Annotated in this window: 22 protein-coding genes; 17 read left to right on the forward strand and 5 right to left on the reverse strand. The window is 47.9% G+C overall.

Features of this window, described 5'->3' with window-relative positions:
- The first annotated feature begins 20 nt into the window (after window positions 1-20).
- The 3 genes from ACFPYJ_RS08730 (at window position 21) to ACFPYJ_RS08740 (ending at window position 1,485) form a co-directional block, all read left to right on the forward strand.
- Window positions 21-413 (forward strand): phage holin family protein, encoded by a 393-nt coding sequence (locus tag ACFPYJ_RS08730; RefSeq protein ID WP_379187709.1) that lies wholly within the window; start codon window positions 21-23, stop codon window positions 411-413.
- A 201-nt stretch (window positions 414-614) separates the two neighbouring features.
- Complete coding sequence (locus ACFPYJ_RS08735) at window positions 615-989, forward strand: YhjD family protein (RefSeq protein WP_379187710.1); 375 nt, start codon at window positions 615-617, stop codon at window positions 987-989.
- 124 nt (window positions 990-1,113) lie between these two features.
- A complete protein-coding gene (locus ACFPYJ_RS08740; RefSeq protein WP_379187712.1) occupies window positions 1,114-1,485 on the forward strand; it encodes a cupredoxin domain-containing protein in 372 nt (123 codons plus the stop codon).
- Between the two features lie 70 nt (window positions 1,486-1,555).
- Here the strand turns inward: ACFPYJ_RS08740 and ACFPYJ_RS08745 are convergent, their stop codons facing one another.
- Window positions 1,556-1,813, reverse strand: coding sequence for a hypothetical protein (locus tag ACFPYJ_RS08745; protein WP_379187713.1), 258 nt, complete (start codon window positions 1,811-1,813; stop codon window positions 1,556-1,558).
- A 138-nt stretch (window positions 1,814-1,951) separates the two neighbouring features.
- Here ACFPYJ_RS08745 and ACFPYJ_RS08750 point away from each other — a divergent pair, with 138 nt between their 5' ends.
- The 5 genes from ACFPYJ_RS08750 to ACFPYJ_RS08770 all read left to right on the forward strand — a co-directional run bounded on the left by ACFPYJ_RS08750 (window position 1,952) and on the right by ACFPYJ_RS08770 (window position 4,740).
- Complete coding sequence (locus ACFPYJ_RS08750) at window positions 1,952-2,239, forward strand: Dabb family protein (protein WP_379187714.1); 288 nt, start codon at window positions 1,952-1,954, stop codon at window positions 2,237-2,239.
- Between the two features lie 142 nt (window positions 2,240-2,381).
- Window positions 2,382-2,807, forward strand: a complete 426-nt coding sequence (locus tag ACFPYJ_RS08755; RefSeq protein WP_379187715.1) for a DUF86 domain-containing protein — start codon at window positions 2,382-2,384, stop codon at window positions 2,805-2,807.
- Window positions 2,808-2,977: 170 nt separating this feature from the next.
- Window positions 2,978-3,670 carry a helix-turn-helix transcriptional regulator gene (locus ACFPYJ_RS08760; protein ID WP_379187716.1) on the forward strand — a complete coding sequence of 231 codons (693 nt, stop codon included), beginning with the start codon at window positions 2,978-2,980 and terminating at the stop codon, window positions 3,668-3,670.
- 151 nt (window positions 3,671-3,821) lie between these two features.
- Window positions 3,822-4,304 carry a DUF948 domain-containing protein gene (locus tag ACFPYJ_RS08765; protein ID WP_379187718.1) on the forward strand — a complete coding sequence of 161 codons (483 nt, stop codon included), beginning with the start codon at window positions 3,822-3,824 and terminating at the stop codon, window positions 4,302-4,304.
- A gap of 25 nt (window positions 4,305-4,329) precedes the next feature.
- Complete coding sequence (locus ACFPYJ_RS08770; RefSeq protein WP_379187719.1) at window positions 4,330-4,740, forward strand: YtxH domain-containing protein; 411 nt, start codon at window positions 4,330-4,332, stop codon at window positions 4,738-4,740.
- 80 nt (window positions 4,741-4,820) lie between these two features.
- On the opposite strand, the gene ACFPYJ_RS08775 is transcribed toward ACFPYJ_RS08770, so the two are convergent.
- The 3 genes from ACFPYJ_RS08775 to ACFPYJ_RS08785 form a co-directional block, all read right to left on the reverse strand.
- Window positions 4,821-6,455 carry an MDR family MFS transporter gene (locus ACFPYJ_RS08775; RefSeq protein ID WP_379187743.1) on the reverse strand — a complete coding sequence of 545 codons (1,635 nt, stop codon included), beginning with the start codon at window positions 6,453-6,455 and terminating at the stop codon, window positions 4,821-4,823.
- Window positions 6,456-6,483: 28 nt separating this feature from the next.
- Entirely contained in the window at window positions 6,484-6,942 is a 459-nt protein-coding gene (locus tag ACFPYJ_RS08780; RefSeq protein WP_379187720.1) for a MarR family winged helix-turn-helix transcriptional regulator, read from the reverse strand.
- A gap of 145 nt (window positions 6,943-7,087) precedes the next feature.
- Window positions 7,088-7,966, reverse strand: a complete 879-nt coding sequence (locus ACFPYJ_RS08785; RefSeq protein WP_379187744.1) for a helix-turn-helix transcriptional regulator — start codon at window positions 7,964-7,966, stop codon at window positions 7,088-7,090.
- A 185-nt stretch (window positions 7,967-8,151) separates the two neighbouring features.
- On the opposite strand from ACFPYJ_RS08785, the gene melA reads away from it, so the two are divergent.
- From melA to ACFPYJ_RS08830, 9 genes are all read left to right on the forward strand, one after another.
- Window positions 8,152-9,450, forward strand: a complete 1,299-nt coding sequence (gene melA / locus ACFPYJ_RS08790) for an alpha-glucosidase/alpha-galactosidase (protein WP_379187721.1) — start codon at window positions 8,152-8,154, stop codon at window positions 9,448-9,450.
- A gap of 224 nt (window positions 9,451-9,674) precedes the next feature.
- The gene (racE, locus tag ACFPYJ_RS08795; protein ID WP_379187722.1) at window positions 9,675-10,484 is read left to right on the forward strand and encodes a glutamate racemase; all 810 of its coding nucleotides are present in this window, start codon (window positions 9,675-9,677) and stop codon (window positions 10,482-10,484) included.
- 135 nt (window positions 10,485-10,619) lie between these two features.
- On the forward strand, window positions 10,620-10,988 hold the full coding sequence (locus tag ACFPYJ_RS08800; RefSeq protein ID WP_379187724.1) for a GntR family transcriptional regulator: 369 nt from the start codon (window positions 10,620-10,622) through the stop codon (window positions 10,986-10,988).
- Window positions 10,988-11,884 (forward strand): ABC transporter ATP-binding protein, encoded by an 897-nt coding sequence (locus ACFPYJ_RS08805; RefSeq protein ID WP_379187725.1) that lies wholly within the window; start codon window positions 10,988-10,990, stop codon window positions 11,882-11,884. Before ACFPYJ_RS08800 ends, ACFPYJ_RS08805 begins: the two co-directional genes overlap by 1 nt.
- The gene (locus ACFPYJ_RS08810; protein WP_379187726.1) at window positions 11,881-12,573 is read left to right on the forward strand and encodes a hypothetical protein; all 693 of its coding nucleotides are present in this window, start codon (window positions 11,881-11,883) and stop codon (window positions 12,571-12,573) included. The genes ACFPYJ_RS08805 and ACFPYJ_RS08810 overlap by 4 nt, the downstream gene beginning before the upstream one ends.
- 269 nt (window positions 12,574-12,842) lie before the next feature.
- A complete protein-coding gene (locus ACFPYJ_RS08815; protein ID WP_379187727.1) occupies window positions 12,843-14,054 on the forward strand; it encodes a M14 family zinc carboxypeptidase in 1,212 nt (403 codons plus the stop codon).
- A gap of 89 nt (window positions 14,055-14,143) precedes the next feature.
- The gene (locus ACFPYJ_RS08820) at window positions 14,144-14,383 is read left to right on the forward strand and encodes a hypothetical protein (protein ID WP_379187728.1); all 240 of its coding nucleotides are present in this window, start codon (window positions 14,144-14,146) and stop codon (window positions 14,381-14,383) included.
- 102 nt (window positions 14,384-14,485) lie between these two features.
- Window positions 14,486-14,788, forward strand: coding sequence for an iron-sulfur cluster assembly accessory protein (locus ACFPYJ_RS08825; RefSeq protein ID WP_379187729.1), 303 nt, complete (start codon window positions 14,486-14,488; stop codon window positions 14,786-14,788).
- Window positions 14,789-14,829: 41 nt separating this feature from the next.
- Window positions 14,830-15,054, forward strand: coding sequence for a YuzB family protein (locus ACFPYJ_RS08830; RefSeq protein WP_379187730.1), 225 nt, complete (start codon window positions 14,830-14,832; stop codon window positions 15,052-15,054).
- Window positions 15,055-15,133: 79 nt separating this feature from the next.
- Here ACFPYJ_RS08830 and ACFPYJ_RS08835 read toward each other — a convergent pair whose 3' ends face one another.
- The gene (locus tag ACFPYJ_RS08835) at window positions 15,134-15,691 is read right to left on the reverse strand and encodes an NADPH-dependent FMN reductase (protein ID WP_379187731.1); all 558 of its coding nucleotides are present in this window, start codon (window positions 15,689-15,691) and stop codon (window positions 15,134-15,136) included.
- Window positions 15,692-16,307 lie beyond the last annotated feature (616 nt).

The raw sequence follows: 16,307 nt of genomic DNA on the forward strand, positions 1-16,307 counted from the left end.
ATATTAGGGAGAGTGAGGCTGTGCAACATTTCATGGCGTGCTCGTTCATGGGGGTTTTGGGTTCTGTTCTTACGTTTTCGTTCGGAATGTGGCCGGAATCGCTAACCCTGCTGCTGGTTGCAATGGGGATCGATTATATTACAGGGGTTACGGCCGCGTTATCGGAGAAAAGGGGTCTGAACAGCGGCTTTGGCGCTTGGGGACTCGCCAAAAAAGGGATTATGCTGCTGGTTATTTTATTGGCTCATCGGATTGATATGCTCATGGAAATCAATAACCTGGCCATGGGCGGGGCGATCTATTTCTATATGGCTAATGAGCTAATCTCAATTACAGAAAATCTGGGCCGAATCGGTATTCCGATGCCGGATCGGCTGCGCCAGCTGATAGAAGTGCTTAAAAACAAAAAGTAAGGTCAAATCGTATAGCTCTCCTCATTGAAGGCCATCCTGAAAAGGGCGGCTTCTTCTTTTTTTTCAACTATTTCACCTTCCACCGTCATAGTCCGCCGAGCTGTTCAATGCTGGAGAACTGTGCACTTGCAACAGACTCTTTGCTAGTTTATAATGAGAACAAATGTTCCTATATAAAGAGTTGGATTTGGAGGGGGATTCATGGCCGTTGAAATTGGTTCTCAGCCGTCCGTTCAAATTGGCAAAGAGCTGGAGCTTGTGAAACGATATGTAATGCTGGGAATTGTCATTCGAATTCTGGATCACGATATTCGCATCGTCGGCTCGACGGCGACGAAGCTGCCCCGTCTGTATGAATCGATGCTCCGCGGTCTTCAGGACAGGGTATTGCTCGAGCTTGCGGATATGCGCAAACAGTTTCGGGAGTGCGGGATTCAGGTTAATGAGGCCAAGAGAAGTGCGGATGGATTGACCGCAACCTACCGCTGTCGGGGTTATGAGCATACTTTTTCGTTTCTTTGGACGTTTGTCAAAGCGGAAGCGGAACGGCTTCTGAAGGCGTATATGGTGAAGTAACGTTCATCGTTTTGTCAAAATAGCGAAAAAAGTTTACCTTTTTGCGCAGTTAAAGGTTGAGAATAGCGGCTGATCTTAGGTAATATAAGAAGTAGACATTTAATGATGAAGGGGAGCAATTGTAATGCACAAGTATGTTATGATCGTCTTATTCTTAGCCGCCTCCGTGTTGGGCGTCTACTTGCTGACCACTCAACTTCCAGGTAAACCTGTTGAGGAAGTAGTACCTGCTGACACAACATTAGTAAAGGTCGAAGCAAACAGTGATTTTACATTCGGTGAGAAGGAATACAAAGTTAAAGCAGGTAAAGTAAAACTGAAGCTCATTAATAAGAGCGGCGTTCACGGTCTTGCGATTCCTGATCTTGGCGTAGACCTTCAAGGTGACAAGTTGGAACAGGATCTTGAGCTGAAACCAGGCAAATATGATATGCACTGTGCGGTCATGTGCGGTACAGGTCACTTGGACATGAAGTCCGTTCTCATTGTAGAATAGCATAAACAAAAGGAGCCCTTGATGCGGCTCCTTTTTTTGAAATTAATCAGGGTATGGAATTGTGAGGCATTCAGTCGTAAGACCGTCTGCTGCTCCGGCTCTTCGCTATAATCAAATCGCAGATGAAGCCAAGAATGGCATAGCTTCCGATCGTTAATACATACATCCAGAAGACACTTACCTCATGTATATCCATAACGAGATCAGCGAACCAGCCAGGGACGCTAAACATGAAGAAAACGAAATTATGCGGATCATATCCTGTATAATTATACAAGCATAAAGCGACACCAATCAGTGTGGCGACAATGGTTACCGGATAACGCATACGTAACTCCCCTTTGCTGGAAGATTGCCGAGTAGCAGCAGCTTAGGTTATTATGTGACAAAAGGGTGCTTGTCATGCAATTATGTTCGCAGGGGAATGCATTCAACCATTATAAGGAATAAGGAGCGATTGATTGTTATGATTACGCATATCGTATTGTTTAAATTAAAAGACCGTTCAGAAGCAAGCGTAGCTCGTACAGCACAAGTGCTGAAGGATATGGAAGGCAAGATTGAAGAGCTTAAATTCCTGGAAGTCGGAGTCGATATTATTCATTCCGACCGTTCTTATGATATTGCCCTCGTTACCAAATTTGAATCCATGGAAGGGTTGAATGCTTACCAAATCCATCCGGTTCACAAAAAAGTGATCGAGCATATGTCTGAAGTCCGAGAGTCGTCCGTAAGCGTCGACTACGAAGTGTAAAAGGCGGGTAATTATGGGCGATGTATTTGAAATGATGACCTATTTATTGGTTATCATTTTCAGCTGTATTATTATGACTGTGTGGCTGAAGCGCAAGGCGCGTAAGAATAAACGGTAACACACGAGGCAGGGATATAATCGGATGTACTATGTAAACCGTGAACAATTATCAGCCAGACTTTCCGTGATTCCATCCATTGTGGAAGCACTGAAGACACTTGAAGCGCAGTGGGATGGAAGCCTTGTTCAAGCATTTGCACAAGAACGTGCCATCCATCTAGCGATTGAGACGGTTACCGATATCGGCAGCTGCATAATCGATGGGTTTATTATGCGGGATGCCAGCAGCTATGAGGATATCGTGGACATTATTGCAGGTGAACAGGTTTTTGCAGATGAGCTGCGAGAACCGCTGCTTAATCTCGTTCGTCTTCGCCGGCCGTTAGTTCAAGAATATTATGAATGGCCAAGAGGGGAACGGCACCCCGTTACAATCACTTTGCCTTCTGACTTAATGGCATTCAAGGCAGCAGTTGAACGGTATCTCCTTCAGGAGTTAGGAGCGTAAGTAAACACAGAAAGCGGCGATAAGGCAAATGCCTTTCGCCGCTTTCTGTGTTTTTCCGCCTTATCCGATTGATTTACGAAATAATGAAAATGCGTTACAATGACGCTAATATGCAATGGCCCATAGGACGAAGAAAATAGAGCCGTTGAACGCGCAGGGTGGTGATGGGCTTGGAACAACTAGGAGATCCTTTTGCGCAGAGAGAGCTGCCTGTGAAGCAGGAGGGGTCCACGCGTCATACTGTTCTTACGCTGCTGAAGACACAAGGGCAGTTGAATGCAGCTGAGCTGGCCAAACAGCTTCAACTTACGGAGATGGCCGTTCGGAGGCATTTGAGCACACTTGAACGCGATGGACTGATTACGCCGATCGTTATCCGTCAAGCAATCGGCAGACCGACGCACCGCTTTCAATTAACCGAACAAGCCGAGCATTTATTTCCGAAGAATTATCATGTGCTTGCCCTTGATCTTCTTGAAGAGCTCGAGGATGATCCGGAGACGGCAGCTTTGGTAGAACGTTTATTCGAAGGCCGGAAAAGAAAGCTGATTGAACGTTATGCTTATCGGATGGAAGGAAAGTCCTTGAGGGAGAAGATAACGGAGCTTGCTGTTATTCAGAATGACGGCGGCTATATGGTTCAGCTTCACGATGAAAACGACGCTTTTGTATTGAATGAATATAATTGTCCGATTGCCCAGGTTGCGAAGCGTTATCAGCACGCCTGTCAATGTGAGCTTACCTTGTTTGAGCATTTATTGGGTACTGGAGTGGAGCGGACGGAATGTTTGGCTAAGGGCGGCGAGAAATGCAGTTATCGAATATCCAATATTACGAATAACGGACAGACACGGGAGATTTAACCCGTGTTTTTTTGTTACCGGTTTTTCTTATTCGCAGATATTTCCGGTTGCCTGCGCTTATCTTGTGTCAAGTCAAGCCCATGCTGCTTATAATGACATTACGAATTGGGCATTCGTCTAGTGCTTAGGGATAAGTGAGGAGGGAAGACGAATGAGCAGCGTTTGGTTTCAGGCTGTGTTTGCCGCTGCGTTTGTGTTGCTTGTCGCCGGTATTTTGCTTTGGCTGCGTGCAGCTGATCGTAAGCTGGCTAGGCTCGTGCATACTGCGGAGAATATGGAGCGGCAGGCACATGCCGCATCGGCCCAGGTCACCGATTTTGTTCAGACGACAACAACGGTGATGCAGAACATTCAAGGCCAGCTGGACGGCGTCTCCAAGCTGATGGAAGCCACAAAGCGTATCGGGCAGTCGGCAGAAACTGTATCTTGTACTGTCAGCCGCTTATCGGATGCGATGGCCCAAACAGCAGATCGCCATATAGCCAAAGCCGGAGGCAAATATAAGCATCAAATTGCCGATGCCCTTGATTGGGCGGAAGTAGGGTATGCAGCCTGGCAATTTTGGCAAACGAAGCGCAAAGAAAACTCTCCTCCCGTATGTTCCGAGCATGACGAAGGGCACGATAATGAATGACTACAAACTTGAGGGAGCGATCATCATGGCAAAAAATAAAAACGCAAGAAACTTCCTGCTGGGGGCAATTGCTGGCGGTGTTGCCGGATCCGTCACAGCGCTGTTGTTAGCACCTAAAGCTGGCCGTGAGCTGCGCAAGGATATCGTCGTAAGCGCGCAGCAAGTCAGCGAGCGTACGGTTCATATTGCAGGTCAAGTAGGAGGCACAACAACGCGCATCGCCAAGCAAGTTAGTGAGAGTGCGACGGATTTTGCCGGAAAAGCCAAGGATACCGCCAGCAATGTTATCGACAGTGTTCGCAACTGGCGTTCACTGCGTAATGATGAGGAGCTGGATGATATTTCTGACGAAGCCGGTAATTTACTTGAAGCCGACTCTGTTGAAAGTGCACTGGAATCCGATGTAGATAAATCCGAACTGCAAACGGTCGGTTAATCCAAATGCCATCTTCTACGACTAAGAGCTTAGCTATTGCAAATTGCGCAATGGCTAAGCTCTTAGGTTTGTCAATTGGATTAATGGGATTCTGCTGTCTGCAGCGCAGCTTCCTGCTTCTCTTCCTTGGAGCGCTGTTTAAGCTTAATGGAGCCAAGGAAAACGGCAAGAATCGCACCGATCAGTATAAAGCCAAGACCGTATAAGAAGACGCTGTGCAAAGAATCGACAAGCGTCGATTTCAGGACCGGAACGATTTTATTAACCGCATCCGCAGGAATTTGCTTCAATGCTTCTTTATTTAATAAGGAATTATAGAGGGCTTGCGGATCCGTTTGAATAAGGCCTAACGTCTTTTCTTTGAAAGCTTGAGTTGCATCGCTTGAAGTAATGTCGTTGATTATCGGTGTCAATCTATTGCCAAGTTCACCGCTTGAGGTATGGTTCATAATAACCCCCAGGATCGTGATTCCGAATGTTCCTCCGATGGACCGGAAGAATTGACTGGAGGAAGTAACGACGCCCAGCTCCTCTTTCTTGAAGCTCTCCTGCAATATCAAGGTAAGCAGCGGCATAACCAGACCGATTCCGACACCCATTATAATCATGTACAACGAAGCCAATAAGCGTGTGGTGCCTTGATCCATGGTGGACAAGAGCAGGAAGCTGACGGCTGCAATAACCATCCCCGCGACCATTTGACGGCGCACCCCGATTTTATAAACGAACTGACCGCCGACAACACTTGCTGCAATTAGGGCAAGCATCATCGGCATCATGACCGTTCCGGAGGCGGAGGCGCTGATGCCTACGATTCCCTGCATGAACAGAGGCACGAAGACAACAGCTCCGAACATCCCGAGACTCATGAAGAAGCCGATTCCGTTAACTTTGGTGAAGGTTCCATTCTTGAACAGATGCATCGGCAGAATCGGTTCGCTTGTCCGGGATTCGATTCGAACGAATAATACTAAGGAAACGACGGCCAGAATGAACATTCCGATGATTTGCCAGGAAGCCCAAGGATAGTTTTTGCCGCCCAGAGATAGAGCGAGCAGTAAGCTTACTACCCCGACAATCATGGTGACGATACCTGCATAATCGATAGTGACGGCGCCACTTGACTTATGACGCGGCAATCCGGCTGCGATGAAGGCGAGAGCTGCGAATCCGACCGGAAGGTTAATGAAGAAGATCCAGTGCCAGTTGACGGAATCGACGATCCATCCCCCGATTTGCGGACCGATCACAGAGGAGAGACCGAAGATTGCGCCGAACATCCCCTGCCATTTGGCACGCTGCTTCCCGGTGAACAAATCCCCGATAATAATCATCGCCATCGGCATCATTACACCGCCGCCAATCCCTTGAATGCCGCGGAAGATGATCAGCTGCTCCATGGATTGAGCAACGCCGCACAGGGCGGAGCCGCCGATAAAGATAAGAATACCCAATACATAAATGAGCTTGCGTCCGAACAAATCCGCCAGTTTGCCGGCAATCGGAACAACGGTTGTCGATGTTAGCATATAAGCGGTTGTAACCCAAGTAATAAGACCGAGCCCGCCCATTTCGCCTACAATCTTCGGCATTGCTGTACCGACAATCGTATTATCCAGTGAAGCGAACAGCATCGCGATCATCAGGCCGGCAATGAGCATTCCCTTGTTCTTGAAGGACTCGTTCTGCGGCTCGGCATTCGCCGGGGCCTTCATTTGTTTTGCTGCCATTATGGTTCAACTCCTATTCAAAATTTGATGCAGCTAAGGCGATCTGTTCGAAGGCTTGAATGAATGGTTCCCTTTGAGCGGGTTCTAAGGTTAGCAGCAGCTTGCCGAAGATGTCCCTTGAGTTCGCGAGCACCTTCTCGAGCGCAAGAGCAGCCTTATCGGTCAAGAGCAGCAGTGTAACACGTCGGTCCTGCTCATCGGTTAATCTTCTGACGAAGCCGTGCTGGACAAGCCGGTCAATCATGACCGTAATTGCGCTTGGCTTTACTTCCATCCGCTCAGCAAGCAGGGAGGCGGTTGCCCGCTTCTCCTCCGAGATCAGCTTCAAAATATAGCACTGCGGACCGGTTAAGCCATCTTCGAGTTGTTCAGTAATTAAGGAAACGATTTTACGGTTCGTCGTACTCATCGCTCTTTGAAAGCGTTCGGCCTCTTGATTGGAGTTCTGCGGCAGATCTCCCGGCAGCTTCAACTATCATCCACCTCCATGTTGCAACTCCTTCATCAGTGAATAGTTTAAATGTAAATAGTTAAATTGTTTAACTAAATAATAAAATAAAAACCGTCTTCGTGTCAAGACGGTTCATAGATCATTTTTGATATAGGTCACTACTTGCTTAAGAATGCTCAGTCCGATGATTGGAGCGGTATTCGGTCGGTGATGAGCCGAAGGTTTTGCGGAACTGCTTGGAGAAATAAAGGGCATCGCTATAGCCAACCGATGAGGCAACCTGATCGATGGATAAATGAACCTGGCCGGTTAGGAGCTCCCTGGCCCGCTCCATTCTTACTTTGAGCAGAAATTGCATAGGCGACAGGCCGGTGTATTGCTTGAACATTTTGGATAAATGGGTTCGGTGGTAGCCCAGGCTCCTTGATAGATCATCAATTGCAATGGGTTTAGCGAATTGATAAGAGAGGTAGCGGACGGCTTGTTTAATCTGCCGCTCCATATCCGGAATAATCGTTAAGGAGTTGAAGGTCAATTTATCCGCATTAAGCTCACCGAATTCCTTAAGCAGAATACGAAGCAGCCCGCTTGCTTCCAAATCGGCGAGCTCAGGGAACGGGGTATGCTCAAGCGTCTGCTGCATCTTACGATAGAGGGGAATTAAAGCCCGATAATCGCTGCAGGCAATGATAGGATGAGCTGGGGAAATGCCGATACTGGCGAGTATCGGCCCTGCCATATGTCCTCTAAAAGCGACCCAGCGGTAATGCCAAGGGTCGGAATCATGTGCTTTGTACGTAAATAGCGTATCGGGAAAAATGACAAAGGTATCTCCCTTGGAGCATTCATATCGGGTACCGTCTGTTTCGAATATCCCATGGCCAGACATTACGGTGTGAATTAAATAATAATTATGAACGGCCGGCCCGATTTGATGATTCGGATGCGGTTTCCCTTCGCCGCTGAATAGAACGGATAATTCTCCGTGGCCAGGCTGTGTATTCGATCCAACATGAAACTTGAAATGGTCGATCTGCGGACTCATCTTCAATCGCACTTCCTTCCGCTGCTGAGCAATCGGCGCTCTATATTAAGCGTATAATATTAAACTACAAATGTCCATAACAATCATACTTTATTTCCTACTCTTAACAGGTGATTTTGCTCTATAGTTGAAATTGTTGAATACATTAATCCGCTTTCATAACTTATTTCTTAGGAGGAACCAAAGTGTCTAAGATTACCTTTCTTGGTGCGGGAAGCACAGTGTTTGCGAAAAATGTTCTAGGTGACTGCTTGAAGACGCCTGCCCTGCAAGGATTTGAGCTTGCACTCTTCGATATCAATCCAGAGCGTCTTGCTGATTCTGAGAGCATGCTCACGCATATTAAGAATACAAGCGGCAGCACCTGTGTGATAAAAGCCTATTCGGACCGCAAAGAAGCGCTCCGCGGGGCAAAATTCGTCGTAAATGCGATTCAAGTCGGCGGCTATGATCCGTGCACCATTACCGATTTTGAAATTCCGAAGAAATACGGTCTGCGCCAGACCATCGCCGATACGGTAGGCATTGGCGGTCTTTTCCGGAACCTTCGGACAATTCCGGTTATGCTTGATTTTGCCCGTGATATTCAAGAGGTTTGTCCCGATGCGTTATTCCTGAACTATACGAACCCGATGGCGGTTCTGACGAATGTGATGAACACTTACGGCGGAGTTAAGACTGTTGGCTTGTGCCACAGCGTTCAAGCCTGTGTCCGTGATCTGTTCAAGCATTTGGAGCTTGATGACACCGGGGTTAAATCCAAGATCGCAGGCATTAACCATATGGCTTGGCTGCTTGAGGTTTCGAAGGATGGCGTAGATTTGTATCCGGAAATCAAACGCCGCGCCCGTGAGAAGCAAAAAGAGAAACATCATGATATGGTCCGTTACGAAATGATGCTGAAATTCGGTTATTATATCACGGAATCCTCGGAGCATAATGCCGAGTATCATCCGTACTTCATTAAACGCAATTATCCGGAGCTTGTGGATCGGTTCAATATCCCGCTGGATGAGTATCCGCGCCGCTGCATCGAGCAGATCGGCAATTGGAAGAAGCTGAAGCAGGATCTCGTAAACAACCCTGAGCTGCATCATAAGCGTTCCCATGAATATGCGTCATATATCTTCGAAGCTATCGAGACGAATGTCCCGTTCAAAATCGGCGGTAACGTAATGAATACAGGCTTGATCACGAACTTGCCTCGTGAAGCCTGTGTCGAGGTATCCTGCCTTGTTGACCGCAATGGCGTAACGCCTACATTCGTCGGTGATTTGCCGCCGCAGCTGGCAGCGCTGAACCGGACGAATATCAATACACAGCTGCTTACGATCGAAGCAGCGATTACGGGCAAGCGCGAGCATATCTATCATGCGGCTATGCTTGATCCGCATACTTCAGCCGAGCTGTCCATGGATGATATCGTCGCGATGTGTGACGATCTGATTGAAGCTCATGGCGACTGGCTGCCTCAATACAGCTAATTCGAACGGATGGAAATTTATGCGCTTAAGCGAGGGGCTTTATGATAAGAGCCCTCGCTAAGCGTTTTTTTTGCGTTCTCCCAAGATTTACAAAACCATGTTTACTCTATGCCTGTCCCAGCTTGTACCTTGTCCCGTTTTGCGCTAAGATGTAGGTACGTTTTTTTAACAGCATTCATATTCTATTGAAGTCCAGCCAAAACGTACAAGAAAGCGGTGTGTCCGTGCAACAACCGATCGCAGTATTGGATTCTGGCGTAGGCGGTTTAACTGTCGTCAAGGAAGTCATGCGTCAGCTTCCCCGAGAAAAAATCATTTACTTCGGCGATACCGCCCGGACTCCTTACGGTCCGCGTCCTGCGGATGAAGTAACAAGGTTTACTCGGCAAATCGTTGACTATCTTATTCAATTTCGTCCGAAAATGATTGTAATAGCATGTAACACAGCAACAGCTGTCGCGCTCGAAGACATTCGTTCCAGGGTTGCGATTCCTGTCGTAGGCGTTATCCACCCCGGCGCAAGAGCGGCGAATGGGCGTACGCAAACCGGCATCGTCGGTGTCATAGGCACCGAAGGTACGATCCGCAGCGGTGCCTATGAATATGCACTTAAGCAGCTGTCGCCAAGTCTTGAAGTGATAAGTCTGGCGTGTCCGAAGTTTGTTCCGCTGGTCGAACAAGGGAATTTCCGATCCCCGGAAACCTATGAGGCGGTTCGATCCTCTCTGGCCCCCTTGAAGCAGCGCAGGCTGGATACCCTGATTCTTGGATGCACCCATTACCCATTCCTTGCCGATACCATCTCGGAAGTGATGGGGAGAGAAGTGGCATTAATAAGCTCGAATGATGAGACAGCCCGTGAGATTAGTACGATCTTACATGATCGTAACAAGCTTGCGCGCAATGAGGATTCACCGGTCCATCAATTTTTTTGCAGCGGGGAGCCCCGAATGTTCAAGACGATTGCGCAGCAGTGGCTTGGCGAACAGATTGAGCTTACACCCGTTGTCTGGCAGGTTCCCAAAATCGGATAGCCTACCGGCTGCCGCCCTAAAAAAAGCAGTTCATTCGTCCATTTTGACGAGGAACTGCTTTTTTTTGTTGACAAATATTCGCAGAGGTTATATGGTTAGTTACATGAGTAACTAACCAATGAGGTGGTGAGGAAAATGGTTTCTTTGATTGATGACAGCCGTCCGATATTCGTCCAGATCGCCCAGCGGATTGAGGACGATATTATAAATGGCGGATTAGCGGAAGAATCTCAAGTTCCTTCTACCAATGAATTCGCCGCCTTTTATCAAATTAACCCGGCAACAGCAGCTAAAGGCGTTAATTTGCTCGTGGATCAACAAATTTTGTATAAGAAGCGGGGGATTGGAATGTTTGTATCGACTGGTGCTCGCGAAATATTGGTGGAGAAAAGGAAAGAGCAGTTTTTCGAACAATACATTGTCACGATGATGAAGGAAGCACAGAGGCTTGGCATTACAGCAGACCAATTGGCTGACATGATCAGGAAGGGGGAGAAAGAATAATGACGAAGATTGTTGAAGTGAAAGGCTTGACCAAGACATTTGGGAATGTACATGCAGTAAGCGAGGTTACCTTCACACTCGAAGCCGACAAGATTTATGGGCTTTTGGGGAGGAACGGAGCGGGGAAAACGACCATCATGCACATATTGACCGCCCAACAATTCGCTACAAGCGGTGAGCTGAGCGTATTCGGTGAACACCCCTATGAGAATAATCTTGTTCTGAGTCAATTGTGCTTCATTAAGGAAAGTCAGAAATACCCGGATCACTTCCGTGTTATCGATGTGCTTAAAGTCGCTGCTGTCATTTATCCGAATTGGGATCAGCAGTTTGCTGAGCAGCTGCTCTTGGATTTCAGATTGCCGGTCAAACAAAGAGTAAAGAAATTATCCAGAGGGATGCTTTCTTCCGTGGGCATTATTATCGGACTCGCCAGCAGAGCGCCGCTCACCATCTTTGACGAACCCTACATTGGGCTTGATGCCGTAGCGCGAAGTTTATTCTATGACCGGCTGCTTGAAGACTATTCGCTGTATCCGCGTACGGTCTTATTGTCCACTCACCTTATTGATGAGGTAAGCCGGATTTTGGAGCATGTCATGGTGATTGACGGCGGGAAGCTCATTATGAATGAAGAGGCGGATGTTCTCCGGGGTTTGGGCTGCACGGTCGTCGGGTTAACGACAGCGGTTAATGCTTTTACAGCCGGCAGAGAAGTAATCAACCGTGAGCCTCTGGGCGCAATGGTGTCCGTTACCTTCATGGGCGAGTTGTCCCAGGCAGATCGAAGAGAAGCATCTGATCAGGGACTGCAGCTTATCCCCGTATCGATGCAGCAGCTGATTGTCCACTTAACAGGCGGCAAACATCAAGCGAAGGATGTGAATTCCAAATGAATCGGTTAAATGCGGTCTTGTATATGCAGTGGAGAGGTAAAGTCTTTTGGCTGCTGATGCCTTGGATTATTCTGGGCTCCAGCTTCGTCGTTAATATCATTGTGGGCTTGTTTATGGCTGAGAACAACGATAAATTTTATTCCGGCGGCATAACCTCGATTTTCATCTATATGTTAGTTATCGGCATCATTACCTTAACGCAGTCATTCCCGTTCGCCCTCGGTCTATCTGTACGAAGAACAGATTATTTTCTTGGGACGACGCTAACTGCCTTTATTGTGAGCGTGCTTACAGCAATCATATTAAGTCTACTGTCTTACCTGGAAGCCGATGTGACAAACGGGTGGGGGGTCCATCTTCATTTCTTCAAGCTTCCTTATTTGAATGACGGCTCTCTCTTTCAACAACTGGCGATCTATTTGATAGGGATGTTCCATATTTTCTTCTTGGGATTCGTGATTGCCAGTCTTCATCGGCGTCATGGGAAGACCGGGATGACTTTAGGCGCAATCATTGCGCTGGTAGCGGGTACCGTCGGAACCTTCTTAATCAATCGTTACGAGCTATGGGATAACATCTTTAATGTCCTGCGGGAGCTGACTGCATTCCAGATTGCAATTTGGTTGTTGCCACTAACCGTCTGCTATATGATTATCTCATTCTTATTTCTGCGCAGAGCGACGGTTTAGCGAAAGGTGGTATGACACCGGCAGCAGCTGCATAGCATGTGACTAGACCCTGCAGGGGGAAATTACGCTTGTAAAGCAAGTTTTCCATCGGAAAACTCAGGGCTTATGCGTCGGAGGAAGTTTCCATCGGAAGCTCAAGTTTATTCGTGAAAGGTTCGCTTCCATCGACAACTTTAAGCTTAAGCGTACAAGGCAAGTTTCCTGCGAGGAACTCAATTCATGCTTACGAAGATCGTTTTCCTTCGGAAAACTTTGAGGAGGTCACAAACATGCTTCCTTATGTTGTGCAGCCGGGAGATACGCTGCTTCGGATCGCCCGGAGGTTCGGGGTGAATGCTGCGTCGCTGCAAGCGGCTAATCCGCAGTTTATTGCTTCATCTCAGCTGCTTCCCGGCTTGCTCTTATTCATCCCGCCGCATGAAGCTGTTATGTACTGCGTTCAGCCGGAGGATTCACTTCTCCGGCTGACTTCCATTTTCTCCATTCCGCTTATGGATCTGCTTAAGGCTAATCCTTTTCTCGATCCGAAGAAACTTGTCCCCGGCCAGATGCTTTCCATTCCCGGGGGCCGCTATCACCGCATTATTGATCCTCGTGCCGAATATGGCTTCCGGGAGCTGGATGAGGATATAACGGTACTCGAGCATGAGTATCCGTTTCTACAGCGTATACAAATCGGCAGCAGTGTGATGGGGAAGCCAATTCACGCTCTTCGGCTGGGGGAGGGGCCCCGTAAAGTTCATGTTAACGCTGCGATGCATGCCAATGAATGGATTACTGCACCGCTGCTGATGACTTTTATAGAGGATGCCGCAAAAGCAGCCTCTATAGGATCACAGCTAGGCGGAATAGCGATAAGAGAGCTGCTGCAGCAGGTGACGGTCTGGCTCGTGCCGATGGTAAATCCGGACGGTGTCGAGCTGGTCCAAGAAGGGTTAAGACCTGATCATCCGCATTATACAGAGCTTTTTCAGTGGAACCGGCAGTCGCTTCGATTTACCAAATGGAAAGCAAATGCACGAGGCGTCGATTTGAATGACCAGTTCCCTGCCTTCTGGGAAGAGGAGGTGGCACGGCGCGCCGTTACAGGTCCAGGCCAGCGTGATTACCCGGGCGAAGCCCCGCTCACCGAACCGGAAGCAAGAGCACTGGCAGAATTCACTGCCGAGCAGCAGTTTGATCTGGTGATTGCCCTGCATACGCAGGGACAGGAGATTTATTGGAATTATCGGGGATATGAGCCGCCTGAAGCGGAACGAATTGCGGCGCAGCTTGGGCAGGCAAGCGGGTATAAGCCTGTGAAGCTCCGCGGCAGTGATGCGGGTTACAAGGACTGGTTTATTCATGAATTCCGCAGGCCGGGCTATACAGTTGAAGTAGGGCTGGGCATCAATCCGCTCCGGATTGACTCGTTCCCTGATTTATACGACGAGATTCGACCGCTTCTGCTTGCTGCCATGGAGGCAGTGATTCGCAAGTAATATTCTCCTTTGGAGCTGCGCGGCATTAATGGCCGATGCGGCTCTTTTTTGATCCTATGCTATAATTGGCGAAAAGGAGGTCGAGCAGCATGAGCAAACTACTTTCGCTCCGTCATTGGCGTTTCGTATTCGTTCGGATTTACCGCTTGCTTATTTCAAAGGAAGTCAAGACAATGGACAAGCTTCTCTATCTTGTACCGGTCCTTCTATACTGGGTGATGCCGGATGTGCTTCCTTTTCTGCCAATAGACGACATCGCAGTAACGATGATTGCAGCGGAGTTCTACACCCGCTATATGGAGAGAAAATACGGTACACATTTGCAATAGCGGGTTGAACATTGCCGGTGGTTTCTTTACAATAGAATGACGGATTGTTAGCATAGATTTTTTGATGGGGTATTCCAAATAAACGATAGGAGATGAATTCATTTGAATTGCAAAATAACACGTAATGCTGCAAAAGTCCTCCAAGAGGAAATTAACAACCCGGAGAACGAAGGAAAGTTTCTTCGTGTATTCATTACTCATTCCCATGGCGATCATGCCCATTATGGAATGAAAATGGACGATCCGGGCGCAAACGATGAAGTGGTTGAGACCGATAAAGGAATCAGCGTTATTTTGGAAAAGGGTATCGACCTGCTGGACGGCGTAAGAATCGATTATTTCTACGTACCGCAGGAAGGCTTTGCTATTTCCAATCCGACTAAAGGCAATCACGGCGACCACTAAGCAAGCAAGGCTGCAGCAGAAGGCGGAGCGGGGAGACTAACATGGCGAACGATATTCGGATATGTGACAAATGCAAGCATATGAAAATAAAAAGCATGCTGACTAAGCTGGAGAAAATAGCGCCAGGCACTGAGGTCAAGGTGGCGTGCAAATCTTATTGCGGCCCGTGCTCTCGGTTTGCTTTCATCTTCATTAATGGACGCTACATTACGGCGCCGACAGAAGACGAAGCCATCGAGAAAGCACGCAAATATGTAAAGAAATAAAACAAGCTGTTTCCAAAAGCAGGGCGATTGCTGCTTTCGGAACAGCTTGTTTTTTTGTTCGGATGATAACGGATGAGGCTCAGTATTTATTGAGATGGATAGACTGTTCAAGCGATTGGAGCATCAGTGTGCAGGCCACGGCTGTTGAGGAATCAGTGATGACGCCTTCGCTGCTGACCTTTGAACGAACAAACGGTACCATCAGCCTGCCATTCTCCACGATGCTGGCGGTCATCATCGTTAAAGTGAGAAGCAAAGAGGCATGAGCTTTGTCACCGCCCAGAGGGTTCGGCGACGCACTGATTACAGCAGTCGGTTTATGCACAAATTCGCCCGAGGACACGATCCAGTCCAGTGCGTTCTTGAGGACACCGGGCACGCCGTTTGCGTATTCTGGCGTACATAGGATCACCGCGTCGGCTAGCTTCAATTGTGCGCGCAGATCGCTTACCGCTGCATGCGGAAGGTCACCATCGCCATCAAGGTCCGGATTAAAATGAGGCAGATCACCAAGGCCATTATAGTCAGTGAAGCGAAAATGCCCAGGAGCCAGTGCAGCAATCCCCTGAAGCAGCGCCGAATTGGATGATTGCGCACGGAGACTTCCCGAGATAGTCAAAATGTTGATGAGATTCATTGGTTGATCCTCCTAAAGGTTTTTCGAAGGAAGCTCGCTACGGAAGAAAGGGCTAAGTTTCCGAAAGGAAGCTCGCTTCGGAAGAAAGGGCTAAGTTTCCGAAGGGAACTCACTACGGAAGAAAGGGCTAAGTTTCCGAAGGGAACTTCGCTACGGAAGAAAGGGCTAAGATTCCGAAAGGAAGCTCGCTACGGAAGAAGGGCTAAGTTTCCGAAGGGAACTTCGCTTCGGAAGTATGGGCTAAGATTCCGAAAGGAAGCTCGCTATGGAAGAAAGAGCTAAGCTCCGAAGGGAACTCGCTTCGGAAGTATAGGCTAAGATTCCGAAAGGAAGCTCGCTATGGAAGAAAGAGCTAAGCTCCGAAGGGAACTCGCTTCGGAAGTATAGGATAAGTTTTCCAAAGGGAACTCGCTTCGGAAGTATAGGCTAAGTTTTCCAAGGGAACTCGCTTCGCTATACTGGATTCTATACAGTTATAATGCTTGGTAAGTCTTACTTAGGCAGCTATACTGGATTTTTGCAGCTAATAGAGCTGAAATGGGAACGTGTGAGCTTATGTCAATATAGTAGACACAACTTTATGAAACCTGGAGTTGCTCGTAATAGCTTTTTTCGA

This window comes from Paenibacillus solisilvae (assembly GCF_042656405.1).
In the GTDB taxonomy this organism is placed as follows: domain Bacteria; phylum Bacillota; class Bacilli; order Paenibacillales; family Paenibacillaceae; genus Paenibacillus_Z; species Paenibacillus_Z solisilvae.